This window comes from Limnohabitans sp. Rim47, from assembly GCF_001517545.1.
Lineage (GTDB): Bacteria > Pseudomonadota > Gammaproteobacteria > Burkholderiales > Burkholderiaceae_C > Limnohabitans_A.
Genome location: NZ_FBYA01000005.1, coordinates 43,785 through 67,327, shown reverse-complemented (window position 1 = coordinate 67,327; position 23,543 = coordinate 43,785). Strand labels below are relative to the sequence as shown.

The following is a 23,543-nucleotide window of genomic DNA, read 5'->3' as shown; positions in this document are numbered from 1 at the left end:
GATAATCCGCGCCATGGGTTCCGTCATTCACAAACCGACGCTGTTTCAGCGTGTGCGCTATCTGCTCAAGGGCTTCGACGGCCCTTTGGCGTTCGCCGTGTTCATGCTCGCATGCGCCGGCTTGTTGATCATGTACTCGTCGGGTTTCGACCATGGCACCCGTTTTGTGGACCATGGCCGCAACATGCTGCTGGCGGGGGGCATCATGTTTGTGGTGGCCCAAATGCCGCCGCAAAAACTCATGGCCTGGGCCGTGCCCATTTACACTGCCGGGGTGGTTTTGCTGGTGGCGGTGGCTATTTTTGGCATCACCAAAAAAGGGGCTCGGCGATGGGTCAATCTGGGGGTGGTCATCCAGCCTAGCGAAATTCTGAAAATCGCCTTGCCCTTGATGCTGGCCACCTGGTTTCAAAAACGCGAAGGGCAACTTCGGCCCTCGGATTTCGCTGTGGCCTTGCTCATCTTGGGGGTTCCAGTCGGCTTGATCATGAAACAACCTGATTTGGGCACCTCTTTGTTGGTGTTGGCGGCGGGGTTGGCTGTGATTTTTTTTGCCGGACTGCAATGGCGCTGGATCTTGCCGCCTGTGGTCTTGGGCTTGGTTGGGGTGGTGGTGCTGGTGGTCATGGAGCCCACCTTGTGCGCCGATGGTGTGGACTGGCAGGTGTTGCACGAGTACCAGCGGCAGCGCATTTGCACCTTGCTTGACCCCACGCGTGACCCCTTGGGCAAGGGTTTTCACATCATTCAGGGCATGATCGCCATCGGCTCAGGCGGATTTTGGGGCAAGGGCTTCATGCAGGGCACGCAGACGCACCTGGAGTTCATCCCCGAGCGCACCACCGACTTCATTTTTGCAGCGTACGGCGAAGAGTTTGGGTTCGTCGGCGGCTTGTTCCTGATTTTCTGGTTCTTCTTTTTGGTCTATCGGGCGTTGGTTATTGCGGCCGAAGCGCCCACGCTGTTCAGCCGTTTGCTGGCGGGCAGCATGGCCATGATTTTCTTCACCTATGCCTTTGTGAACATGGGCATGGTCAGCGGCATCTTGCCGGTGGTGGGTGTGCCATTGCCCTTCATCAGCTATGGCGGCACGGCCATGGTCACCTTGGGTTTGGCCTTAGGCATCTTGATGTCGATTGCGCGCTCTAAACAGTTGGTGCAGACCTGAACCACACCGCGCAGGAGACCCGCACAACCCCATGGGGCGGAGATCACTGGCCCATGATCCACATGAAGATTTTTGGCCTTGCTTTTGACGGACCACGGGGCGCTCCCAGCCGTTCGGTATGGAAGCGGTCGAGGTGGACCCCCAATGCTGACGGCCTGTCTGGGTGCCATGATGGATGGGGCGGTCGGCTTTTTTAGAGTCACCGAGTAGCGGCCCAAGCGCAAGTCACTAAAGAGCACGCAGGCAAGGGGTTTGCTCAGTGCCTACAATGCTTCCCATGATTTCACGCGAACCCACCATCGAACGCCTGGCCACTGCCAGGGCCCTTTTGCTCGAACCCTTTGGCTTGGATGAAACCCACCTGAGCCGGGCGCTGGCCGCCATCAAGGCGCACCAGGTCGATGACGCTGACTTGTATTTTCAGTACACCCGCTCCGAAGGCTGGAGCCTGGAAGAGGGCATCGTCAAGACCGGCAGCTTCAGCATCGACCAAGGCGTGGGTGTGCGGGCTGTGTCAGGTGAAAAAACCGCGTTTGCCTACTCGGACGACATTTCTGAAGCCTCATTGATGGACGCTGCGCTGACCGTACGCACCATCGCGCAGGCCACGCAAAACAAGCGCATCAAGGTGCCAGCCCGCAAAATCTCTGCCAGCCGTTCGCTCTACCCTTCGCTGGACCCGATGTCCACGCTGGACAGCACGGCCAAGGTCAATTTGCTTGGTCGCGTCGAAAAAATGGCCCGCGCCAAAGATCCTCGTGTGGTGCAGGTCATGGCGGGCTTGGCCACCGAGTACGACGTGGTCATGGTCGCTCGCGCCGACGGCACACTGGCCGCCGATGTGCGTCCCCTGATTCGCCTGTCGGTCACGGTCATCGCCGAGCAAAACGGCCGCCGTGAAGTGGGCAGTGCTGGTGGTGGCGGTCGCTTTGGCCTGGCTTATTTTGACGATGTTATGGTCGAGAGCTACGTTCAAGAAGCCGTGTCGGCCGCGCTCATCAACCTTGAGGCCCGCCCTGCGCCTGCCGGCGAGATGACGGTGGTGCTGGGCAATGGTTGGCCTGGCGTGCTGCTGCACGAAGCTGTGGGCCACGGTCTGGAAGGCGACTTCAACCGCAAAGGCTCTAGCGCCTTCAGCGGCCGCATCGGCCAGCGTGTGGCGGCCAAGGGCGTGACGGTGCTGGACGACGGCACCATGGCCGACCGTCGTGGCTCGCTGAATGTGGACGACGAGGGCCATGCCAGCCAAAAGAACGTGCTGATCGAAGATGGCATCCTGCGCGGCTACATCCAGGATTCGATGAACGCCCGACTGATGGGCGTCAAGCCCACGGGCAACGGCCGCCGCGAAAGCTACGCCCATGTGCCCATGCCACGCATGACCAACACCTACATGTTGGGCGGCGACAAAACCCCCGAAGAAATCGTGGCCAGCATCAAAAAAGGCCTGTATGCCACCAACTTTGCGGGCGGTCAGGTGGATATCACCAGCGGCAAGTTTGTGTTTTCGGCCAGCCAGGCCTACTGGGTAGAAAACGGCAAGATCCAATACCCCGTCAAAGGCGCCACCTTGATCGGCAGCGGCCCCGAATCGCTCAAGAAGATCAGCATGATCGGCAACGACATGAAGCTCGACTCGGGTGTGGGCACCTGTGGCAAAGAGGGACAGAGCGTGCCGGTGGGCGTGGGGCAGCCGACTTTGCGCATCGACGGCTTGACTGTCGGTGGCACGGCCTGAGCATGGGCCTGAGCTGATGTCGCTTGGCGGGTCTCGGGGTTTGTCCCTGTGCCCGCTTGTCAGGAACCGTCATCTGGCTGTGCTACATTGAACCCATGTCTTCGCGCATCACCTTTTACTTTTTTTATTTTTGGTTCTCAGTCCCTGGCGGACGAGAGGCGAGCGCATAAGCACCCGAACATCTCGATACATACCGCCGGAGCCTCAAAGCCCGGCGGTTTTTTTTCACCTGTTTTTTCAATCTGAGGAGTCCACAATGAACGCCAAAACCACAGCCCCAGACGCTGGGTATCCGAATGCTGTTGACCGCACCGGCCAGACCGACGACGAACGCATCAAGGACATCACCGTGCTCCCACCGCCCGAACATTTGATTCGGTTTTTCCCGATTGCCGGCACCGCCACGGAAACCCTGATTTCCAAAACCCGCCAATCGATCGCCAATATCGTGCACGGCAAGGACGATCGCTTGCTGGTCATCATCGGCCCTTGCTCCATCCACGATCCGGCTGCGGCACTTGACTACGCCCGCCGCCTGAAGCCCTTGCGTGAGAAATACGCCGACACGCTCGAAGTCGTGATGCGCGTGTACTTCGAAAAACCCCGCACCACCGTGGGCTGGAAGGGCCTGATCAACGACCCCTACCTCGACGAGAGCTACCGCATCGACGAAGGCCTGCGCATCGCACGCCAGTTGCTGATCGAGATCAATCGCCAGGGCCTGCCTGCAGGCAGTGAGTTTCTGGACGTGATCTCGCCCCAGTACATCGGCGACCTCATCAGTTGGGGTGCCATCGGTGCGCGCACGACGGAAAGTCAGGTGCACCGCGAGCTGGCTTCGGGCTTGTCGGCCCCCATCGGCTTCAAAAACGGAACGGACGGCAACATCAAAATCGCGACCGACGCGATCCAGGCCGCAGCGCGTGGGCACCACTTTTTGTCGGTCCACAAAAACGGCCAGGTCGCCATCGTGCAGACGCAGGGCAACCAGGATTGCCATGTGATTTTGCGGGGCGGCAAGGCCCCCAACTACGATGCCGAAAGCGTGGCAGCTGCGTGCAAGGAGCTCGAAGCGGCCAAGCTGCCGGCCACCTTGATGGTGGACTGCAGCCATGCCAACAGCAGCAAAAAGCACGAGCGTCAGATCGACGTGGCCAAAGACATCGCGGTGCAGATCAGTGGCGGCTCACGCCAAGTCTTTGGCGTCATGGTCGAGAGCCACTTGGTGGACGGCGCCCAGAAGTTCACCCCCGGCAAGGACGATGTGTCGAAACTGAACTACGGCCAAAGCATCACTGACGCTTGCATCGGCTGGGACGACAGCGAAGGCGTGCTGCAAGTGTTGTCGGATGCGGTGAAGGTTCGGCGCGCCCGCTGACCTTCGCGAGCGGGGGGCTTGCTCCCGCGGAAGACCCGGTGGTTCAGTGGGTTTGCAGTGCTTGCAGCAATTTGGCATGAATGCCGCCAAAGCCGCCATTGCTCATGCACAGCAAATGGTCGCCGGGCTGTACTTGCGCCAGCACCTGCGCAATCACCTCGTCAATGTTGGCGCCCACTTGCGCTCGCGAGCCCATGGACGCGAGGGTGGCTTGGGCATCCCAGTCCAGGCCGCCCGAATGGCAAAAGGCCAGGTCGGCTTCTTCCAGACTCCAGGGCAGTTGGGCTTTCATGGTGCCAAGCTTCATTGTGTTGCTGCGTGGTTCGAAAATCGCCAAGATTCTGGCCTTGCCCACCTGGCGGCGCAGGCCATTGACGGTGGTGCGAATGGCGGTGGGGTGGTGGGCAAAGTCGTCATAAACGGTGATGCCCCCGCCTTTAAATGGGACGGTGCCGCGCACTTCCATGCGGCGTTTGACATTTTCAAAAGTGGCCAGTGCTTGCGCCGCTGTGGCGGGACTCACGCCCACATGCTCAGCTGCGGCGATGGTGGCCAGTGCGTTGAGTTGGTTGTGCACACCGCCGATGGTCCATTGCACATTGGCCACCGTTTTTCCGGCTTGCTGCACATTGAAATCCGACGGTTCTCCTTCGGCAACAAAGTCGCTCACGGCCGCACCAAAAGTGCGAACCTCGCTCCAGCAGCCTTGCGCCAGCACGCGGGTGAGGCTCTCTTCCAGCCCGTTGACCACCACGCGGCCCGAGCCGGGCACGGTGCGTACCAGGTGGTGAAACTGACGCTCGATGGCGGCCAGGTCATCAAAGATGTCGGCGTGGTCGAACTCCAGGTTGTTCAGGATCGCGGTGCGTGGGCGGTAGTGCACGAATTTGCTGCGCTTGTCGAAAAACGCCGTGTCGTATTCGTCTGCTTCGATGACGAAATACTGTCCACCACCGAGCCGTGCTGAGACGCCGAAATTGAGTGGCACGCCACCCACCAGAAAGCCCGGTTGCAGTCCGGCTTGCTCTAACACCCATGCCAGCATCGAGGTGGTGGTGGTTTTACCGTGGGTTCCCGCCACTGCCAGCACATGCTTGCCTTGCAGCACGTGCTCGGCCAGCCATTGCGGGCCGCTGGTGTAGGGGGCGCCAGTCTCCAGAATGGCTTCCATCAGAGGAAATTTGGGGTTGCCATCGCTCAATCGAGCACGGCTGACGACGTTGCCAATCACGTACATGTCGGGCTTGAGGTTCATCTGGTCAACGCCAAAGCCTTCGATCAGGTCGATTCCCAAGGCCCGAAGTTGGTCGCTCATGGGCGGGTAAACGCCTGCGTCACAGCCCGTGACCCGATGACCGGCTTCGCGTGCCAGTGCTGCCAAACCACCCATGAAGGTGCCACAAATGCCCAGAATATGAATATGCATAGGGAGATTTTAGGGGGCAGCAACCGAGCCACGCATCCACCCGGGCACAATCGTTGCCCATGAACGATGTCGCTCTTGAAATCGCTGCCACCGCTGCTCGTATGGTGGTCGAAGAAGGCTTGGCCTTTGGCCCGGCCAAGCACCGCGCACTCAAAGCGCTGGGCTTGCCCGGCCGCACCGCCTTGCCGACGAATGATGTGGTTGAGGCCGAGGTGCGGGACTACATCGCCTTGTTTTGCGCCGACACACAGCCTAGGGAGTTGCAGGCTTTGCGGGAATTGGCGCAGGTCTGGATGCGGCGGCTGGCCGAGTTTCGCCCGCATTTGGGCGGTGCGGTGTGGCAAGGCTGGGCCACACGTTTGTGCGACATCGATTTGGCCTTGTTTTGTGATGACCCTAAGTCGGCCGAAATTGCGTTGATTAACCGTAACGAGCGCTATGAAGTCCAGACGGTGCGTGGCCTGCATGGGGACGATGTAGATGTGCTGAGCGTGCACAGTTTTTGTGAAGCTTTGAACGAAGATGTGGGGGTGCACCTGCGCATTTACGACCTGGACGATCTGCGCGGTGCTCTGTTGCCTGATGCCCAAGGCCGCTCGCCCAGAGGGGATTTGGACGCATTGAAGCGACTGTTGGCCGCATGAATCACAATTTGGACATGAACAATCAAACCTTTGGTGCTTCGAGGCGCAACCTGGTTTTAGGTGCTGGTGCAGCGGCTGCCGTGGCCGGCGCTGGGCTCGCCTTGTGGCGTTACCAGCCCCAAGCGGTTAACGAAGTTGCTAGCCACCCGTTTTGGGCGCAACAATTTGAAACCCCAGCAGGAGAGATGTTGGGAATGGCCGAGTTCAAGGGGAAGCCGCTGTTACTGAACTTTTGGGCCACTTGGTGCCCCCCTTGCATCGATGAGTTGCCCATGATTGACGCTTTTTGGCGTGAACATGCTGTCAACGGTCATCAAGTGGTCGCAGTGGCCATCGACCAGCCCAGTGCTGTGCGCCGTTTTTTGGTGCGACAACCGTTGGGTTTTCCCATCGCCATGGCAGGTTTGGCGGGGACCGATCTGTCTAAATCATTGGGCAATGCTGCGGGTGGTCTGCCCTTTACGGTGTTTTTCAAGGCAGATGGCACTATTTGGCGACAAAAGATGGGGCAGCTGTCGCAAGATGACTTGGTCCAATGGCGCGCTGCTGCCGCTTGACCTCGGCAACGGCTTGTTTGGCCGCTGTTTCGACAAAGAATTCGAGCAAATCTGCGTGAATTAAAGCTTCAGCGGCGCTGAATGGGTGCAGTTTTGAGTTGTTTTGATGAAAATTGGTGTAAATTCGACCCATTACATGTGCTTACAGCAATGGAGGATCTATGGATTTGCGCAAACTGAAAACATTGATTGACTTGGTATCGGATTCCAACGTCTCGGAGCTCGAAATCACCGAAGCCGAAGGCAAGGTTCGAATTGTCAAAAGCATGGGTGTTGCGGCGCCCATGGTGATGCAACAAGCGGCACCCGTGGCCACGGTGGCGGCACCTGTCGTCGCCGCAGCTGCGCCAGCAGAGGTACCTGCAGCGCCTACCGGGCACCCCGTCAAATCACCCATGGTCGGCACGTTCTATCGCTCTTCCAGCCCTGGTGCTGCGCCCTTCATCCAAATCGGCTCAGTGGTCAAGGAGGGTGACACTTTGTGCATCATCGAAGCCATGAAAATTCTCAATGAGATCGAATCCGACAAGGCCGGTACTGTGACGCAAATCCTGTGCGAAAACGGCCAGGCGGTTGAATACGGTCAGCCTTTGTTCATCGTCGAATAAGCAAACGGGGATTTCATGTTCAAGAAAATCCTGGTGGCCAACCGTGGTGAGATCGCTTTACGCATCCAGCGCGCATGCCGAGAGTTGGGCGTCAAAGCGGTTATGGTGTATTCCGAGGCTGACAAAGACGCTAAATACGTGAAGTTGGCCGAAGAAGCGGTGTGTATTGGCCCTGCGGCTTCTGCTTTGAGCTATCTCAATATGCCCGCCATCATTTCGGCGGCCGAAGTGACCGATGCCGAGGCGATTCATCCGGGCTACGGGTTTCTGAGCGAGAACGCCGACTTCGCCGAGCGCGTCGAAAAAAGCGGCTTTCAGTTCATCGGCCCTACACCCGAGTCGATTCGCATCATGGGTGACAAGGTGTCTGCCAAGCAGGCCATGATTCGTGCGGGCGTGCCTTGCGTGCCTGGCTCTGAGGGTGAATTGCCCGACGATCCGGTTCAAATTCGCCGCATTGCCAAATCAGTGGGCTACCCCGTCATCATCAAGGCGGCCGGTGGCGGCGGTGGTCGTGGCATGCGCGTGGTACACACCGAAGCGGCCCTGATCAATGCGGTTCAGATGACCAAGGCCGAAGCCGGTGCTGCTTTTGGCAACCCTGCGGTCTACATGGAAAAATTTCTGCAGAACCCAAGGCACGTCGAAATCCAGATCCTGGCTGACAAGCACAAGAATGCGGTTTACTTGGGCGAGCGTGACTGCTCCATGCAGCGGCGTCACCAAAAAGTGATCGAAGAAGCGCCTGCGCCGGGCATTCCTCGCAAGCTGATCGAGAAAATTGGTGAACGCTGCGTGGCTGCTTGCAAGAAGATCAATTACCGCGGTGCCGGTACTTTTGAGTTTTTGTACGAAAACGGCGAGTTCTATTTCATTGAGATGAACACCCGTGTGCAGGTCGAGCATCCGGTCACCGAATGGGTCACAGGCGTTGACATTGTGAAGACACAGATCATGGTGGCAGCGGGAGAAAAACTGCCCTTCACGCAGAAACAAATCGAAATCCGTGGCCATGCCATTGAATGCCGCATCAACGCTGAAGACCCCTTCAAGTTCACGCCATCGCCTGGTCGTGTGACGTCTTGGCACATGCCTGGCGGGCCGGGTGTGCGGGTGGATTCACACGTTTACAACAACTACTTCGTGCCCCCGAACTACGACTCGATGATCGGCAAGTTGATCGTTCATGGCGACACCCGCGAGCAGGCCTTGGCGCGCATGCAGACCGCCTTGAATGAGACGGTGATCGAAGGCATCAACACCAACATCCCGCTGCACCGCGAGCTGATGGTGGATGCCAAATTCATGCAAGGTGGCACCAACATCCACTACCTTGAACACTGGCTGAGCCAGCACAAACGCTGAGACGGTATGTTTGAACTGAGCTTGCTGTGCCCGGAAGACCGGGTTGACGTCTTGAGCGACGCGTTGGATGCCCTTGATGCCTTGAGCGTGTCCGTCGAAGATGCCGATGCCCAAACCCCTGCGGAGCAGGCCTTGTTTGGTGAGCCCGGCATGCCACCCCCCAAAGACGGTTGGCAGCGTTCGCGCATAGTGGCCTTGTTTGCACAAGAGTCCCAAGCCCAAGAAGCGGTTCAACTGTTGTTAGCACAAGACTTTTTTGAAGGCTGTCGTGTCGTGGGTGTTCAAGCCGTTGCCGATCAGGATTGGGTGCGTTTGACCCAGTCGCAGTTCGCGCCGGTTGAAATCACCCCCGATTTTTGGATTGTGCCCACCTGGCACGAGCCGCCAGCACAGGCGCGGCAGATCATTCGTTTGGACCCTGGTCTGGCTTTTGGCACGGGCACGCATCCCACAACACGCATGTGTTTGCGTTGGATTGCACAGCATGGCGTGCAAGGTCAACGTGTTTTGGACTACGGTTGCGGATCCGGTATTTTGGCCATCGGCGCTGCAAAATACGGTGCCTTGAACATCGATGCAGTGGACATTGATGAGGCGGCCGTGACGTCCACGGTTTTGAACGCCGAAGCCAATGGCGTTGTTCTGCTTGCTGGCTTGCCTGACAAAGCAAAAGGGCAGTACCAAACGGTGCTTGCCAATATTTTGGCCACACCACTCAAAGTGTTGGCTCCGCTGTTGTGTTCTTATGTGGCCTCGGGCGGTTCCTTGGTGCTCGCGGGCATCTTGGAGCGACAGGCCGATGAACTCAAGGCCGCTTATGCACCGTGGATTGAACTCGTGGTTGCTGACAGCGAAGACGGCTGGATACTGATGACTGCGACATCGCCTGCCGCTTCGGCTTGAACACCACAGTGCAGACGTGGCCCATGATCCAAAATATGTCATGAGCTGGGTTGTCCGCTGCCCAGCTTGCGCCACAAGCTACCAAGTGGTGTCCGATCAGATCAAGATCGCGCAAGGCTGGCTGCGCTGCGGACAATGCCAACATGTTTTCGACAGCACTGGGCTGGTGGTGGCATGGCCTGACCTCAGCTCAAGTGCCCTTGGTGTAATGCCTGCGCAAGAAGTCGCTGAGCGCTTGGTGATCGATGAATTGTTGAAGCAAGAAGACCGTTCGCCGCCTCCGACCTCATCGCCAACAGCGGTTGTGGCCTCCTTTGAAGAGGCGCTGTCGACTTTCAGCCCGCCGCTTCCCTCGGTTTTACCGCCCGAAGCCTTCTCTGCGCTTTCGGGGGAATCGGTTCGGTCCGCCACACACTTGGCTGCATCACACCCGCCGCGATCTTGGTGGCCTATCTCGTTTGTGTTTGCACTGCTGTTGGCGCTTGCGCTCCAGTGGCTCTGGATTGAACGGCACATGCTGGCTGCCACGCAGCCGAGTGTTGCGCGCGTTTTGCATGCGGCCTGTCGTTCTCTAGGTTGCGAGATCTTGCCAGTGCAAGTTCGCGATGGTGTGGTAATAGAGAACTCCAGTTTGACGCCGACCGATGTTGGTTTTCTGCTCGGCTGGACTGTCCGCAACGCCACATCGCATACCTTGCAGATGCCAGCACTGACGTTGACGCTGCTGGATGCTCAAGACAAAGTCCTGGTGCGGCGTGTGTTGCTGGTGTCACAGCAGGGTGCACCAAGTGTTTTGGCGCCTGCTCAAGTTTGGGATGGCCTCATCCATTTATCGCCCGAAGCTGGCTTAGCGCCAGTGGGTTACCGGCTTTTCAGCTTCTACCCCTGAGCCCTGCGGCTTGAATGCCCGTATCTTGCGCGGTCCCTGAAGGCCGTCCACAAAAAAGCCCAACACCGTTTCCAGTATTGGGCTCTAGCGCTACTTGCGTCTAACGGTTGAATCAGGGCTTGGCGGCCGAAGGAAACGGCCATGCAGCTTGTGGATTCAGTGTTGTCTGTGCAGCGGGGGCAGCGGGTGCTTTAGATGCCTTCTTTGCAGCAGGTTTTTTAGCAGCTTTTTTCACAGCTGGCTTTTTGGCGGCTGGCTTTTTAGCGGCGGTTTTTTTAGCAGCAGCTTTTTTGGCTGGGGCAGCTTTTTTAGCAGCTGGCTTTTTGGCAGCAGCAGCTTTTTTGGCTGCGGGCTTCTTGGCTGCAACGGCTTTTTTAGCTGGAGCTGCTTTTTTAGCTGCTGGCTTTTTGGCGGCTACAGCTTTTTTAGCTGGAGCTGCTTTTTTAGCGGCGGGCTTTTTGGCTGCAACGGCTTTTTTKGCTGGAGCTGCTTTTTTAGCTGCTGGCTTTTTGGCGGCTACAGCTTTTTTAGCTGGAGCAGCTTTTTTGGCTGCGGGCTTCTTGGCTGCGGCTACTTTTTTAGCAGCAGGTTTTTTGGCCACAACGGCCTTCTTTGCGGGAGCAGCTTTTTTTGCCGCTACTTTTTTTGCAGTTGCCATGATTTTCTCCTTGATCAAGTTGAGAACTCAACGAAAAGGGAACGCTTGGTGCTTGTTGGTTTGCACAAAGCGATCCATGGTGCTGAGGAATCCCCCAACACCATGAACGCGGGAAAGCCACACGGCTCAATGCGTGAATGCATTGTGGCGTGTGGCTTGAAGAAGGGTTTCATTCGAGGGGTGTTCAGAAGATCAGTCCCAGGACAACGCCCCGCCAGATTGATATTCGATGACCCGGGTTTCAAAAAAGTTGCGTTCTTTTTTCAGGTCAATCATTTCGCTCATCCAAGGGAACGGATTCTCTTCGTTCGGGAAAAGCGCCTCTAAGCCAATTTGTGTGGCACGTCGGTTGGCAATGTAGCGCAAGTAGCCCTTGAACATGGATGCGTTCATGCCCAGCACGCCACGCGGCATGGTGTCTTCGGCATAGCGATATTCGAGCTCGACCGCTTTGATGAACAGTTCCTTGATTTCGGCCTTGAACTCGGCTGTCCACAGTTGAGGATTTTCGAGTTTGACGGTGTTGATCAGGTCAATGCCGAAATTGCAATGCATCGACTCATCGCGCAGGATGTACTGGTACTGCTCGGCCGCGCCCGTCATCTTGTTTTGGCGACCCAAGGCCAAAATTTGCGTGAAGCCCACGTAGAAGAACAGGCCCTCCATCAAGCAGGCAAACACGATCAAAGACTTGAGCAAGGTCTGGTCGGTTTCCAGAGTGCCGGTCTTGAAGTTCGGGTCCATGATCACGTTGATGAACGGGATCAGGAACTCGTCCTTGTCACGAATGGACTGGACTTCGTTGTAGGCGTTGAAGATTTCACTTTCATCCAGTCCCAGCGATTCCACAATGTATTGGTAAGCGTGGGTGTGAATGGCTTCTTCGAAGGCCTGACGAAGCAGGAATTGACGGCACTCGGGCGCTGTGATGTGGCGGTAGGTGCCCAGCACGATGTTGTTGGCAGCCAGCGAGTCGGCTGTGACAAAGAAGCCCAAGTTGCGCTTGACGATGCGGCGTTCGTCTTCGGTCAGACCGTTGGGGTCTTTCCACAAGGCGATGTCGCGGTTCATGTTCACTTCCTGCGGCATCCAGTGGTTGGCGCAGGTGGCCAAGTATTTCTCCCAAGCCCATTTGTATTTGAACGGAACCAGCTGGTTCACGTCAGTCCGACCGTTGATGATGCGCTTGTCTGCCGCATTCATTCGGCGTGGGCTGGCTGTTGAAGATGCAGCAGCTGACGCTGCGGTTTCATCAGCGCCAGAAAAAGAGGGCATCGCAGGTTGCGACGCGGGTTTGATTTGTTCGTCCCAAGACAACATAAAAAATTCCAGTTCTCAAATTATGAAAGCAAGCGCACGAAATGCAAAGAAGCGATGCGCTTTTTTGACACGTACAACTCTGAAGTGTTGTTCAATTGCATCGCACTTGGCTTGTCACAGCAAAGTGCAATGCTTTTTAAATCACTGGCAAGCTTCACATCCTGGATCATCGATCGCGCAAAACTTGACATCGGTGGCTGGTGTCGCGTTCATTTGCAGTTGTGCTGAAGCCGCTGCGGCGTCAACTGCGTTCATGCTTGAAGATGGCGCACCCGATGAAGAGACTGCGTTGTGTGAGCCGGCTTGAACGGTTGATTTTTCTACTTGCGTAGCGCTGGATGTGCGCAGGTAGTAAGTGGTTTTGAGACCGCGCAACCAGGCCAGTTTGTAGGTGTCATCCAGCTTTTTGCCCGACGCACCTGCCATGTAGATGTTCAAAGATTGCGCTTGGTCAATCCACTTCTGACGGCGTGCAGCCGCTTCGACCAGCCACGTGGTTTCAACTTCGAACGCAGTGGCGTAAAGCGCTTTTACTTCTTGAGGGACGCGATCGATGGGGCGCAGTGAACCATCAAAGTGCTTCAGATCCATGACCATCACGTCATCCCACAGGCCCAAGCGCTTCAAGTCGCGCACCAAGTAGCCGTTGATCACAGTGAATTCACCAGACAAATTGGACTTGACTGACAGGTTGCCAAAGCAAGGCTCGATCGAGGCATCAACACCAATGATGTTAGAGATGGTGGCGGTGGGCGCGATGGCCACACAGTTGGAGTTGCGCATGCCGTCCGCTGCAATTTTCTTGCGCAGTGTGTCCCAGTCCAGTGTCGAAGAGCGGTCGACTTCGACATAACCACCGCGCTCACGCTCCAGCAGGTCCAATGTGTCCAGCGGCAAAATGCCTTGGTCCCACAGAGAGCCTTTGTAGGTGGCGTATTGACCACGCTCTTTGGCCAGTTCGGTCGATGCCCAATAAGCGTAGTAGCAAATCGCTTCCATCGACTGGTCGGCGAACTCCACAGCCGCTTGCGAGGCGTAAGGGATGCGCATTTCGTACAGCGAATCCTGGAAGCCCATCAATCCGAGGCCAACAGGGCGGTGGCGCATATTGGAATCGCGGGCCTTTTTGACGGCGTAGTAGTTGATGTCGATCACGTTGTCCAGCATGCGCATGGCGATCGTGATGGTCTTTTTCAGTTTGTCGTGGTCAATGACTTTGCCGGTGGCGCTGTCTTTGAGGTGGCGCGACAAGTTAACCGAGCCCAAATTGCACACAGCGGTTTCGGTGTCGCTGGTGTTGAGCGTGATCTCGGTGCAAAGGTTGGACGAGTGCACCACGCCGACGTGTTGCTGGGGTGAGCGCACGTTGCAGGGGTCTTTGAATGTGACCCATGGGTGGCCGGTCTCAAACAGCATCGACAGCATCTTGCGCCACAGGTCTGTCGCCGGCACGGTCTTGCTGGGTTTAATTTCGCCGCGCTCGGCTTTTTGTTCGTAGGCGACATAGGCTTTTTCGAAGGCCATACCGAAAAGGTCATGCAGGTCAGGCACATCGGATGGAGAGAACAAGGTCCAGCTGCCTTTTTCCATGACGCGGCGCATGAACAGGTCGGGAATCCAGTTGGCCGTGTTCATGTCGTGCGTGCGGCGGCGGTCGTCGCCCGTGTTTTTGCGCAGTTCCAGGAATTCTTCGATGTCCAAGTGCCAGGTTTCCAGATAAGTGCAGACCGCACCTTTGCGTTTGCCACCTTGGTTGACGGCCACAGCCGTATCGTTCACGACCTTCAGGAAAGGCACCACGCCTTGTGATTCGCCGTTGGTGCCCTTGATGTGCGAGCCCATGGCGCGCACACGGGTCCAGTCGTTGCCCAGGCCGCCCGCAAACTTGGACAGCAAGGCGTTTTCTTTGATGGACTCGTAAATGCCATCCAAGTCGTCTGGCACGGTGGTCAGGTAGCAGCTCGACAGTTGTGAGCGCAAGGTGCCGCTGTTGAACAGCGTGGGCGTGGAGGACATGAAGTCAAACGAAGACAGGATCTCGTAGAACTCGATGGCACGGGCTTCACGGTTGATTTCGTTGAGCGACAGGCCCATGGCGACGCGCATGAAAAACGCTTGCGGCATCTCAATGCGGTTCTTGCGAACGTGCAAAAAGTAGCGGTCATACAGGGTTTGCAGGCCCAGGTAGTCAAATTGCAGGTCGCGCTCTGGCTTGAGGGCCGTGGCCAGTTTGGCCAGGTCAAATTGCAGCAGTTTTTCATCAAGCAGATCGTTATCGACGCCTTTTTGGATGAATTTCGGAAAGTAGTTGACGTACTCCTCGGCCATTTGGTCCTGAGTCACTTCCTTGCCCAAAATTTCCTTGGCAATGGTATGCATCAAAAGGCGCGCGGTGACGTAGGTGTAGTCCGGGTCTTTTTCGATCAGCGTCCGCGAAGCCAAGATGGACGCTTTGTAAACCTCTTCCATGGGCACACCGTCGTACAGGTTGCGCATGGTTTCGGCCACGATGGGCTCTGGGCTGACGTCTTTGCCCAAACCGGCACAAGCGTTGACCATCAGGGATTTGAGGTAATCCAGATCCAAAGCGACACGCTGGCCGCCATCCATGACGTGCAGACGTGGCTCGGCGGTGACGGGGGCCGTTTCTTGTTGATGCTGGGCGCGCTCTTGCGTGCGACGCTCGCGGTACAGCACGTAAGCGCGTGCGACTTCGTGGTTGCTGCTGCGCATCAAGCCCAATTCAACTTGGTCTTGCACGTCTTCAATGTGGAATGTGCCGCCACCTGGACGTGAACGAACCAGAGCACGGACCACGTTTTGGGTCAACTCTTCGACCACTTCACGAACGCTGGCCGATGCGGCACCTTGCGTGCCGTGTACAGCCAAAAACGCCTTCATCAGTGCCACGGCGATTTTGTTCGGCTCGAAAGGCACCACAGCGCCGTTGCGGCGAATGATCTGGTAATGCGCAAGTGCCTGCAGGCCGGGAGCGCTGTTTTGTCCTGCTTCAGGCTGGCGCATCAGGGCTGGTGATGGGGTGGCGATGTTTTGGTCTGTTTGCATGGTCATTTCTTTGAATTTTGGTGGTCTTTGAGTCCGGGACAAGGCGCTTGAGCGGACATTTCTTTAGGGTGTGAAAATTTGTAATGGACACTATATCTGGTGTCTGACATCTGCACAAGCCACTACAGGTAGTGTACTGGGCGCTTTTGCCCGGTTGCTCGAAATGGGCAAATAAATGTCTGGGCAGCTGTTTGGGGCTGCGTCTTTCATGCTCTGAAAAGAAGCCCGCAAGAGCCTGCGTTTTAAGGCTTTCAAGCGGCCAATTCAGGCGCTATGCGGCTTGCCGAGCACTTTTCGCTTTGAAAGCCTTGATTTGAGGGCGTACTTGAGTGCGGGTTGACGCTCAGCATGAAACGCGCCGCCCATTTTTGGTGCGTGGCGAGACCATGAAAATATTTTTTTCTGTGGTTGCCAGGCCGAAATCAGGGAAAAACCTGAGGCGAAAAATCCAACAGTCGCTTCAGGTGCGCCCAGTCGAAGCCTGGGCCAGGGTCTTGTTTGCGACCGGGGGCAATGTGTTCGTGCCCGGCAATGTGCGCGATGGGGTAGTTGCAGCGCAGGTCTTGGCACAGCTGGGCCAAACACCGGTATTGGGCCTCTTCAAAAGTGTCACCTTCCAGGCCCTCGAGTTCGATGCCGATTGAGTCGTCGTTGCAGTTGGTCCGTCCACGGTAGGCCGACTGTCCCGCATGCCAAGCCCGATCGTTGCAGCTGACGAATTGCAAAAGGGTGCCGTCGCGCCGAATATAAAAGTGTGAAGAGACCTGCAGCCCCCGGATGGACTGAAAGTAAGGGTGCTCATCCCAATCGAGCCGGTTGATGAACAGGCGCTGCACTGCATCGCCACCGTATTGCCCGGGCGGCAAACTGATCGAGTGGATCACCAGCAGATCAATGCAGGCAGGGCTCGGGCGTGGACCGAAGTTGGGGGACGCCAGCCGCTGAGCTTGGGGGTGCCAACCTTGCTTCCACGCTGAGGCGGCGCTGTTGTCGCAAGCAGGCAGGTGCATGGCCTCTGGGTGTCAGCCCGGGTTGCGGTCTTGCGCAGCCGCGCGATGCTCGGTGCTGCAGTAAAGGCCTTTTTGCCCCGTGACCGCTTCATCGTGGGGCAAATGGATGCCGCAGTGGGCGCAGGTCACCATTTCGGAGGGCTTGGGCGCTTGTGCTGTTGGGTCGGGTGCGGACTGTTTGGCGATCCGACCACGCTTGAGCGCCCAGATCACCACCAACACGACCAACAATAAAAACAGGTACTTCATCCCATGCGTCCCAGCAAAATTTCCATCACAAACCGAGAGCCCGCATAAGACAGCAGCAGCAAGCCCGCCCCGATGTAGAGCACCCGCACCGCCCGGCGACCACGCCAGCCCCATTGGCTGCGCCCGAGCAACAGCACGGCAAAGGTCAACCATGACAGCAGGGCAAAAATGGTTTTGTGATCCCAGCGCCAGTGGCCTTGTCCTTGGCCGTAAAGCGCGTCACCAAACAAAACACCGGCCACCAAAGTGGCGCTTAGCAGTGCAAAACCCGCAGAGACAAAACGAAAAGTCAGGCGCTCGAGCGTCAGCAGGGGCAAACCACTGTCGGCATCGTGCGCCATGCGGATGCTGTGCTCGGCGCGTGTCATCATCCAAGCATGCACCACGGCGACGGCAAACATGCCGTAAGCCGATAGGCCCAAGGCCCAGTGAAGCGGCAGCCATGCCGATGCTGAGGCCGACAGCGGCGTGCCCGGGAAAAACCAGGCGAGCACAACCGCCATGCTGCCCAAGCCGCCCATGGCCCAACGGGCTTTGAACTTGGGGAAGAACTGGCTCTCCACCATGTAGGCGGTCACGACCAGCCAAGCGGTCACTGAAATCGCAGGCGCAAACCCAAAGTGAACCGGGCCAGACAGCAGACTCAGCAAAGCCACCGCATGGGCGACCCAGGCCAGCCAAAGCAGGCGGCGAGCATGCGCGTCATTGAGCCGCCCAGAGGCCAATGCAGGAAACCCATAGGCCACGGCGGCCAGTGCGGTGGCGGGCAGCATCCAAAATGGGGGACTCGCTAAAATCATGGGTCCGAGTTTAGCCTTTCAGGTGCAGCCACAGGGGCTTTGCCATCATGCTGAACCGGTTATTTCTGGATTCCCTCCCATGGCCTCCGCCCTGACCGACAAACTCTCGCGCCTCGTCAAGACCCTCAGTGGGCAGGCGCGCATCACCGAATCCAATGTGGCCGACATGTTGCGCGAAGTGCGCATGGCCTTGCTGGAGGCCGACGTGGCCCTGCCCGTGGTGCGCGACTTCATTGCCCGCGTGAAAGACAAAGCCCTTGGACAAGAGGTGATGGGCTCGCTCAAACCCGGCCAAGCCTTGGTGGGCGTGGTCAACCGCGAGTTGGCCGCCACCATGGGTGAGGGTGTTTCAGACATCAACCTGGCCGCCCAACCGCCCGCCGTGATTTTGATGGCGGGTTTGCAAGGTGCGGGTAAAACCACCACCACCGCCAAGCTGGCCAAGCACCTGATTGAAAAGCGCAAGAAAAAAGTGCTCACGGTGTCGGGCGACGTGTACCGCCCAGCCGCCATTGAACAGCTCAAGACCGTGACCGCGCAAGCGGGGGCCGAGTGGTTCCCCAGCACGTCCGAGCAAAAGCCGATCGACATCGCGCGCGCCGCCGTTGACTACGCCCGCAAACATTTCTTTGATGTGTTGTTGGTGGACACGGCGGGCCGTCTGGCCATTGACGAAGCCTTGATGGCGGAAATCAAGTCCTTGCACGCCGAATTGAAGCCCGTCGAAACCTTGTTCGTCGTGGACGCCATGCAAGGCCAGGACGCGGCCAACACGGCTCGGGCTTTCAGCGACGCACTGCCTTTGACCGGCATTGTGCTGACCAAACTCGATGGCGATTCACGCGGTGGTGCTGCGCTGTCGGTGCGCCAGATCACGGGCGTACCGATCAAGTTTGCCGGCACCAGCGAGAAGATTGACGGGCTGGAAGTGTTTGATGCCGAGCGACATGCTGGCCGCATTTTGGGCATGGGCGACATCGTGGCGCTGGTCGAGCAGGTCACCGCAGGCGTGGACATGGAAGCCGCGCAAAAGCTGGCGGCCAAAGTCAAGAGTGGTGGCGGTTTTGACCTCAACGACTTTTTGGCGCAAATCCAGCAGATGAAGCAAATGGGTGGCCTGTCGAGTCTGATGGACAAATTGCCATCGCACATGACCGCCAAGGCCGGGGCCATGGACATGGACAAGGTTGAAAAAGACATTGGCCGCAAGCAAGGCATCATCCACAGCATGACGCCCAAAGAGCGCAGCAAGCCCGAGCTGATCAAAGCCACCCGCAAGCGCCGCATTGCCGCAGGTGCCGGTGTTCAGGTTCAAGACGTCAACCGCATGCTCAAGGAATTTGAGCAAATGCAGGACATGATGAAAAAAATGTCCGGCGGCGGCATGATGAAGATGATGAAACGCATGGGGGCCATGAAAGGCATGATGGGCGGCGGCGGGGGCTTTCCCGGCATGCCACGTTGATCCTCACCGAGCACCAGCCCATGACGCTTCTCTTCATTTACGGCACCTTGATGCCCGGACTCCGATTGCAAGCGGAAATGCAGGGTGCGCGTTTTGTAGACACAGCCCAAGTGCCTGGTCGCTTGGTGGATGTGGGGCGTTTTCCGGGCTTGCTGGCGGGTGCAGGGGCCGTCGCGGGCGAAGTCTATGAAGTGGATGACGCGCACCTGGCTCGATTGGACGGGGTGGAGGGCATGGTGCGTGGCGACCGCGAGGCCTCGCAATACTGGCGCGAAGCCGTCACCGTGCTCAGCGGTTCGCTACAAGGCCAGCCCGTGCAGACCTATGTGTACAACCGCCCGGTAGACGGCTGCACGCCCATCGCGCACGGGGACTATCGCCGCTACATCCGCGAAGTCGGCCGCGAGTCCTGAGTTTCAGGGGGGCGGTGTAGGAGCGCGAGCCCTTGTTCGCGAATGCCTTTAGAGGCCCGACGCACATTCGGCCGCAGGGGCAGCCTCCCACCCACTTCAGTCCTTGATCACCAACTCGCCGCGCAGCGAGTGCGACAGGCCTTGCGTGATGCGCACATCCGCCATCTGACCGATCAGGCGGTCCATGTTCGGGCCGCCGGGGAAGTTGACCACCCGGTTGCACTCGGTGCGGCCGGCCAGCTCGGTGGCGTCCTTGCGTGAAGGCCGCTCCACCAAAATGCGCTGCACCGTGCCCACGCGGCTCTCGCCAATGCGCTGCACGTTTTCTTCGACGGTCGCTTGCAGGTGGTGCAGGCGGCGCAGCTTGACCTCGTGCGGCGTGTCGTCGTGCAGGTTGGCCGCAGGCGTGCCGGGGCGGGGGCTGAAGATGAAGCTGAAACTCGTGTCAAACCCCACATCGGTGATCAGCTTCATCATCTTGTTGAAATCGTCCTCGGTCTCGCCGGGGAAACCCACGATGAAATCGCTGCTGAGCGACATGTCGGGTCGGATCGCCCGCAGTTTGCGGATCGTGCTCTTGTATTCCATGGCGGTGTAGCCGCGCTTCATCGCCATCAAGATGCGGTCCGAACCGTGCTGCACGGGCAAGTGCAGGTGGCTCACCAGTTTGGGGATTTTTTCGTAAGCGTCGATCAGGCGCTGGGTGAATTCATTCGGGTGGCTGGTCACGTAGCGGATGCGCTCGATGCCCGGCATATCGGCCACGTATTCCAGCAGCAGCGCAAAGTCGGCAATCTCTGCCGTGTTGCCCATCTTGCCCCGGTAAGCGTTCACGTTCTGGCCTAGCAGCGTGATCTCTTTCACGCCCTGAGCCGCGAGACCAGCCACCTCGACCAGCACATCGTCAAAAGGCCGTGACACCTCTTCGCCCCGCGTGTAGGGCACCACGCAGTAGCTGCAGTACTTGCTGCAACCTTCCATGATCGACACAAAGGCGGTGGCACCGTCCACCTTGGCGGGTGGCAGGTGGTCGAACTTTTCAATCTCGGGGAAGCTGATGTCCACCTGTGGACGCTGCTTGCGCTCACGCTCGGCCAGCAGCTCGGGCAGGCGGTGCAGGGTCTGCGGGCCAAACACCACATCCACATAAGGCGCACGCTTGATGATCTCGGCGCCTTCCTGGCTGGCCACGCAGCCGCCAACGCCAATCAGCACGCCCTTGGCCTTCAGGTGTTGCACCCGGCCAAGATCGCTGAACACTTTTTCTTGCGCCTTCTCGCGCACCGAGCAGGTGTTGAACAAAATCAGATCGGCCTCGTCCACGTCTTGCGTGGGCTCGTAGCCCTGGGCCGCGCCCAGCACATCGGCCATCTTGTCCGAGTCGTACTCGTTCATCTGGCAGCCAAACGTTTTGATGAAGACCTTCTTGCTCATGCGGCCCCCACGGATTCAAGGGAGGTGATGAAGTCAAGGCAAAGCAAAGCACGCCCGCGAAGGGCCAAAGTGCAGCGGTTCATGGTGTAGATCCAGAGGCTGTTAAAACAAAAAAGCGCAAATGCGCTTTGGATGCTGCAGATTATCGCAGGCGAGCAGCCGTCAGTTCCCTGTGTCCTCAGCGGCCTTCGGTTTGTAAAACATCGGATACGCCCTTTGCACCGTCGGGCTGTCATAGGCCCAGCTGTGGCATTGGCCCAAATGAAAAGGCGGTTTGGTCACGGTGGGCTGGGGCATACCCGCCAGTTCGAGGCGCTGCCATTGGCCGGACGGCAGGGTCTGGTAAGCGGCGGTGGCCATGTTGAACAGCATTTCGCGCAGGTGGGTGCAGCCTTGGGTGCCGCCCACGTGTTCGTTGATGACTTTGCGCCAGCCCGGGCCCATGGTGCAGCCGATGAGTTTGTGCATGCCGTGCGGCGCACCTGCACATTCGGGGTGCGGAATGTCGTCCATTGACGTGGCAACGTCCTGAATGACCATGTGGTCGTTCAGAGTGACGCGGATTTTCAGGCCGTGAATGGGGTCCTGGGCCGGGAACGGACGCTCGTTGGCCACTTGGAAGTCGTAGGTCTTGATGTCTGTCAGCGCTGCTTCGATGTCCCACAGGCCGTCTTCGCGGTCAAAGCCTTGGTACACCACAGTTCGCGTATGTGACAGTTTTCGGGGGGAGGGTGGTGGAAGTGCCAATGGAAATCTCGCGGGTCTGATGTTGAATCTTTCAATCATAGCCACGCAAGAACCCAGAACATGTCCCTCTTTTCTAAATCCACCCTCCACCCCGCCGCTCGCCGTCAGACCATCGCCGATGCCTTGCGCCGCACGGCCATCCGCTTGCCAGCCAAGACTGGCATCGTTTGCGGGGCCACCACCTGGACGTATGCCGAGTTCGATGCGCTGGTGACCCGCTTGGCCGCAGGCTTGGCCAGCATCGGCGTGGCCGAGGGCGACAAGGTGGCGGTGCTGGCGCGCAATTCGCATGGTTTTGCGGCACTGCGCTTTGCGCTGGCCCGCCGTGGCGCGGTGATGGTGCCGATCAACTTCATGCTCAAGGCCGAAGAGGTGGCGTTCATCTTGCGCCATGCGGGCGCCAAAACGCTGGCCACCGACAGTGGTCTGGCCGAGCTGGCGCAGGCTGCTGCCAAGCTCGACACGAAAGTCGAACAGTTCATTTGGCTGCCCTCCGAAGACCCGAGCCAGCCCGTGGCGAGCATGCACAGCTTTGACACGCTGGCCGCCTGCACAGATGCGCTGCCCGATGTGCAGCTGGCCAGCGGCGATGTGGCGCAGATTGTCTACACCAGCGGCACCGAGTCATCACCCAAAGGCGCGCAGCTCACGCACGACGCTGTCATGTGGCAGTACGTCAGCTGCGTGATTGACGCCGAAATCGCCGAGGCCGATGTGGCCCTGCATGCGCTGCCGCTGTACCACTGCGCCCAGCTCGACGTGTTTTTTGGCCCGGCCATTTACATGGGCAGCACCAACGTCATCACGTCCAAACCTACGCCCGACAAGCTGCTGCCCATGCTCGAAAAATTCGGCATCACCAGCTTCTTTGCACCCCCCACGGTGTGGATTGCGTTGCTTCGCTCACCACTGTTTGATGCGGACAAGCTCGCCAAACTGGCCAAGGGTTACTACGGCGCGTCCATCATGCCGGTCGAGGTGCTCAAAGAGCTGGCCTCGCGCCTGCCCCAAGTGCGGCTGTGGAACCTCTACGGCCAGACCGAAATCGCCCCACTGGCCACCCTGCTTGGCCCGGATGACCAGTTGCGCAAACCGGGGTCGTGCGGCAAAGCCGTGCGCAACGTCGAAACGCGTGTGGTCAATGACGACATGCAGGACGTGGCCGTGGGGGAGGTCGGTGAGATCGTGCACCGCTCGCCGCACCTGATGCTGGCTTATTTTCACGACGATGAGCGCACCCAAGCCGCGTTTGAGGGCGGCTGGTTTCACAGTGGCGACTTGGGCACCATCGACGAAGAGGGCTACATCAGCGTGGTGGACCGCAAGAAAGACATGATCAAGTCTGGTGGTGAAAACGTGGCCAGCCGCGAGGTGGAGGAAATGATCTACCGCCTGCCCCAAGTCAGCGAAGTGGCGGTCATTGGCCTGCCCGACCCCCACTGGGTGGAGGCGGTGACGGCGGTGGTGGTGCTCAAAGTCGGGCAGGTGCTGGACGAGGCCGCCGTGATCGCGCATTGCGCCCAGCACATGGCCAGTTTCAAGACGCCCAAGCGCGTGGTCTTCACTGACACACTTCCCAAAAACCCCAGCGGCAAACTGCTCAAACGGAATTTGCGGTTGCGTTACGCATGAAACCTTGTAACCCTCCCCGACTTGACCCGGCATGCCCGGCTTGATCTGGGCGCCATGGTTTTGTCTCAGCGAT

21 protein-coding genes are annotated in these 23,543 nt (G+C 58.3%); 12 read left to right on the top strand and 9 right to left on the bottom strand.

Annotated features, from left to right (window positions below):
* Positions 1 to 13 precede the first annotated feature (13 nt).
* From rodA to BN3544_RS12060, 3 genes are all read left to right on the top strand, one after another.
* Entirely contained in the window at positions 14 to 1,168 is a 1,155-nt protein-coding gene (rodA, locus tag BN3544_RS12070; protein ID WP_019430233.1) for a rod shape-determining protein RodA, read from the top strand.
* Between the two features lie 277 nt (positions 1,169 to 1,445).
* A complete protein-coding gene (gene tldD, locus BN3544_RS12065; RefSeq protein WP_019430234.1) occupies positions 1,446 to 2,906 on the top strand; it encodes a metalloprotease TldD in 1,461 nt (486 codons plus the stop codon).
* Positions 2,907 to 3,162: 256 nt separating this feature from the next.
* Positions 3,163 to 4,284, top strand: coding sequence for a 3-deoxy-7-phosphoheptulonate synthase (locus BN3544_RS12060; RefSeq protein ID WP_019430235.1), 1,122 nt, complete (start codon positions 3,163 to 3,165; stop codon positions 4,282 to 4,284).
* Positions 4,285 to 4,327: 43 nt separating this feature from the next.
* Here the strand turns inward: BN3544_RS12060 and mpl are convergent, their stop codons facing one another.
* Positions 4,328 to 5,710, bottom strand: a complete 1,383-nt coding sequence (gene mpl / locus BN3544_RS12055) for a UDP-N-acetylmuramate:L-alanyl-gamma-D-glutamyl-meso-diaminopimelate ligase (RefSeq protein ID WP_026036692.1) — start codon at positions 5,708 to 5,710, stop codon at positions 4,328 to 4,330.
* Positions 5,711 to 5,769: 59 nt separating this feature from the next.
* Between mpl and BN3544_RS12050 the strand changes: the two genes are divergently transcribed.
* The 6 genes from BN3544_RS12050 (at position 5,770) to BN3544_RS14480 (ending at position 10,676) form a co-directional block, all read left to right on the top strand.
* Positions 5,770 to 6,354, top strand: a complete 585-nt coding sequence (locus BN3544_RS12050; protein ID WP_026036693.1) for a hypothetical protein — start codon at positions 5,770 to 5,772, stop codon at positions 6,352 to 6,354.
* Positions 6,351 to 6,911, top strand: coding sequence for a TlpA family protein disulfide reductase (locus BN3544_RS12045; protein WP_019430238.1), 561 nt, complete (start codon positions 6,351 to 6,353; stop codon positions 6,909 to 6,911). Before BN3544_RS12050 ends, BN3544_RS12045 begins: the two co-directional genes overlap by 4 nt.
* Positions 6,912 to 7,072: 161 nt before the next feature.
* The gene (gene accB, locus BN3544_RS12040; RefSeq protein WP_019430239.1) at positions 7,073 to 7,519 is read left to right on the top strand and encodes an acetyl-CoA carboxylase biotin carboxyl carrier protein; all 447 of its coding nucleotides are present in this window, start codon (positions 7,073 to 7,075) and stop codon (positions 7,517 to 7,519) included.
* A gap of 15 nt (positions 7,520 to 7,534) precedes the next feature.
* Positions 7,535 to 8,884, top strand: a complete 1,350-nt coding sequence (accC, locus tag BN3544_RS12035) for an acetyl-CoA carboxylase biotin carboxylase subunit (RefSeq protein WP_019430240.1) — start codon at positions 7,535 to 7,537, stop codon at positions 8,882 to 8,884.
* Positions 8,885 to 8,890: 6 nt separating this feature from the next.
* Complete coding sequence (prmA, locus tag BN3544_RS12030; RefSeq protein WP_019430241.1) at positions 8,891 to 9,787, top strand: 50S ribosomal protein L11 methyltransferase; 897 nt, start codon at positions 8,891 to 8,893, stop codon at positions 9,785 to 9,787.
* Positions 9,788 to 9,875: 88 nt separating this feature from the next.
* A complete protein-coding gene (locus BN3544_RS14480) occupies positions 9,876 to 10,676 on the top strand; it encodes a zinc-ribbon and DUF3426 domain-containing protein (RefSeq protein WP_231733971.1) in 801 nt (266 codons plus the stop codon).
* 112 nt (positions 10,677 to 10,788) lie between these two features.
* Here the strand turns inward: BN3544_RS14480 and BN3544_RS12020 are convergent, their stop codons facing one another.
* The 6 genes from BN3544_RS12020 to BN3544_RS11995 form a co-directional block, all read right to left on the bottom strand.
* Positions 10,789 to 11,334, bottom strand: coding sequence for a histone H1-like repetitive region-containing protein (locus tag BN3544_RS12020; RefSeq protein WP_026036695.1), 546 nt, complete (start codon positions 11,332 to 11,334; stop codon positions 10,789 to 10,791).
* A gap of 192 nt (positions 11,335 to 11,526) precedes the next feature.
* On the bottom strand, positions 11,527 to 12,654 hold the full coding sequence (locus BN3544_RS12015; RefSeq protein WP_019430244.1) for a ribonucleotide-diphosphate reductase subunit beta: 1,128 nt from the start codon (positions 12,652 to 12,654) through the stop codon (positions 11,527 to 11,529).
* A gap of 141 nt (positions 12,655 to 12,795) precedes the next feature.
* Entirely contained in the window at positions 12,796 to 15,720 is a 2,925-nt protein-coding gene (locus BN3544_RS12010) for a ribonucleoside-diphosphate reductase subunit alpha (protein WP_026036696.1), read from the bottom strand.
* Between the two features lie 422 nt (positions 15,721 to 16,142).
* The gene (ampD, locus tag BN3544_RS12005; RefSeq protein ID WP_019430246.1) at positions 16,143 to 16,730 is read right to left on the bottom strand and encodes a 1,6-anhydro-N-acetylmuramyl-L-alanine amidase AmpD; all 588 of its coding nucleotides are present in this window, start codon (positions 16,728 to 16,730) and stop codon (positions 16,143 to 16,145) included.
* A 12-nt stretch (positions 16,731 to 16,742) separates the two neighbouring features.
* Complete coding sequence (locus BN3544_RS12000) at positions 16,743 to 16,979, bottom strand: PP0621 family protein (RefSeq protein ID WP_019430247.1); 237 nt, start codon at positions 16,977 to 16,979, stop codon at positions 16,743 to 16,745.
* Complete coding sequence (locus BN3544_RS11995; RefSeq protein ID WP_019430248.1) at positions 16,976 to 17,752, bottom strand: cytochrome C assembly family protein; 777 nt, start codon at positions 17,750 to 17,752, stop codon at positions 16,976 to 16,978. Before BN3544_RS11995 ends, BN3544_RS12000 begins: the two co-directional genes overlap by 4 nt.
* A 106-nt stretch (positions 17,753 to 17,858) precedes the next feature.
* Here BN3544_RS11995 and ffh point away from each other — a divergent pair, with 106 nt between their 5' ends.
* Both ffh and BN3544_RS11985 read left to right on the top strand, forming a co-directional pair.
* Positions 17,859 to 19,244: a signal recognition particle protein gene (gene ffh, locus BN3544_RS11990; RefSeq protein ID WP_019430249.1), complete on the top strand. Its 1,386-nt coding sequence runs from the start codon at positions 17,859 to 17,861 to the stop codon at positions 19,242 to 19,244.
* A gap of 20 nt (positions 19,245 to 19,264) precedes the next feature.
* Positions 19,265 to 19,657 carry a gamma-glutamylcyclotransferase family protein gene (locus BN3544_RS11985; RefSeq protein ID WP_036075201.1) on the top strand — a complete coding sequence of 131 codons (393 nt, stop codon included), beginning with the start codon at positions 19,265 to 19,267 and terminating at the stop codon, positions 19,655 to 19,657.
* Positions 19,658 to 19,753: 96 nt separating this feature from the next.
* On the opposite strand, the gene miaB is transcribed toward BN3544_RS11985, so the two are convergent.
* Both miaB and BN3544_RS11975 read right to left on the bottom strand, forming a co-directional pair.
* The gene (gene miaB, locus BN3544_RS11980) at positions 19,754 to 21,091 is read right to left on the bottom strand and encodes a tRNA (N6-isopentenyl adenosine(37)-C2)-methylthiotransferase MiaB (RefSeq protein WP_019430251.1); all 1,338 of its coding nucleotides are present in this window, start codon (positions 21,089 to 21,091) and stop codon (positions 19,754 to 19,756) included.
* Between the two features lie 162 nt (positions 21,092 to 21,253).
* A complete protein-coding gene (locus BN3544_RS11975; RefSeq protein WP_255348582.1) occupies positions 21,254 to 21,877 on the bottom strand; it encodes a DUF2889 domain-containing protein in 624 nt (207 codons plus the stop codon).
* Between the two features lie 21 nt (positions 21,878 to 21,898).
* Between BN3544_RS11975 and BN3544_RS11970 the strand changes: the two genes are divergently transcribed.
* On the top strand, positions 21,899 to 23,470 hold the full coding sequence (locus tag BN3544_RS11970) for an acyl-CoA synthetase (RefSeq protein WP_019430253.1): 1,572 nt from the start codon (positions 21,899 to 21,901) through the stop codon (positions 23,468 to 23,470).
* The last annotated feature ends 73 nt before the right edge of the window (positions 23,471 to 23,543 follow it).

Coding starts and splice junctions, on each gene's coding strand:
- accC (WP_019430240.1), top strand. CDS start 7,535: ATGTTCAAGAAAATCCTGGTGGCCAACCGTGGTGAGATCGCTTTACGC.
- BN3544_RS11985 (WP_036075201.1), top strand. CDS start 19,265: ATGACGCTTCTCTTCATTTACGGCACCTTGATGCCCGGACTCCGATTG.
- tldD (WP_019430234.1), top strand. CDS start 1,446: ATGATTTCACGCGAACCCACCATCGAACGCCTGGCCACTGCCAGGGCC.
- BN3544_RS12060 (WP_019430235.1), top strand. CDS start 3,163: ATGAACGCCAAAACCACAGCCCCAGACGCTGGGTATCCGAATGCTGTT.
- mpl (WP_026036692.1), bottom strand. CDS start 5,710: ATGCATATTCATATTCTGGGCATTTGTGGCACCTTCATGGGTGGTTTG.
- rodA (WP_019430233.1), top strand. CDS start 14: ATGGGTTCCGTCATTCACAAACCGACGCTGTTTCAGCGTGTGCGCTAT.
- BN3544_RS12015 (WP_019430244.1), bottom strand. CDS start 12,654: ATGTTGTCTTGGGACGAACAAATCAAACCCGCGTCGCAACCTGCGATG.
- accB (WP_019430239.1), top strand. CDS start 7,073: ATGGATTTGCGCAAACTGAAAACATTGATTGACTTGGTATCGGATTCC.
- BN3544_RS11970 (WP_019430253.1), top strand. CDS start 21,899: ATGTCCCTCTTTTCTAAATCCACCCTCCACCCCGCCGCTCGCCGTCAG.
- ampD (WP_019430246.1), bottom strand. CDS start 16,730: ATGCACCTGCCTGCTTGCGACAACAGCGCCGCCTCAGCGTGGAAGCAA.
- miaB (WP_019430251.1), bottom strand. CDS start 21,091: ATGAGCAAGAAGGTCTTCATCAAAACGTTTGGCTGCCAGATGAACGAG.
- BN3544_RS11975 (WP_255348582.1), bottom strand. CDS start 21,877: ATGATTGAAAGATTCAACATCAGACCCGCGAGATTTCCATTGGCACTT.
- prmA (WP_019430241.1), top strand. CDS start 8,891: ATGTTTGAACTGAGCTTGCTGTGCCCGGAAGACCGGGTTGACGTCTTG.
- BN3544_RS12050 (WP_026036693.1), top strand. CDS start 5,770: ATGAACGATGTCGCTCTTGAAATCGCTGCCACCGCTGCTCGTATGGTG.
- BN3544_RS11995 (WP_019430248.1), bottom strand. CDS start 17,752: ATGCTGCCCGCCACCGCACTGGCCGCCGTGGCCTATGGGTTTCCTGCA.
- BN3544_RS12000 (WP_019430247.1), bottom strand. CDS start 16,979: ATGAAGTACCTGTTTTTATTGTTGGTCGTGTTGGTGGTGATCTGGGCG.
- BN3544_RS12010 (WP_026036696.1), bottom strand. CDS start 15,720: ATGCAAACAGACCAAAACATCGCCACCCCATCACCAGCCCTGATGCGC.
- BN3544_RS12045 (WP_019430238.1), top strand. CDS start 6,351: ATGAATCACAATTTGGACATGAACAATCAAACCTTTGGTGCTTCGAGG.
- ffh (WP_019430249.1), top strand. CDS start 17,859: ATGGCCTCCGCCCTGACCGACAAACTCTCGCGCCTCGTCAAGACCCTC.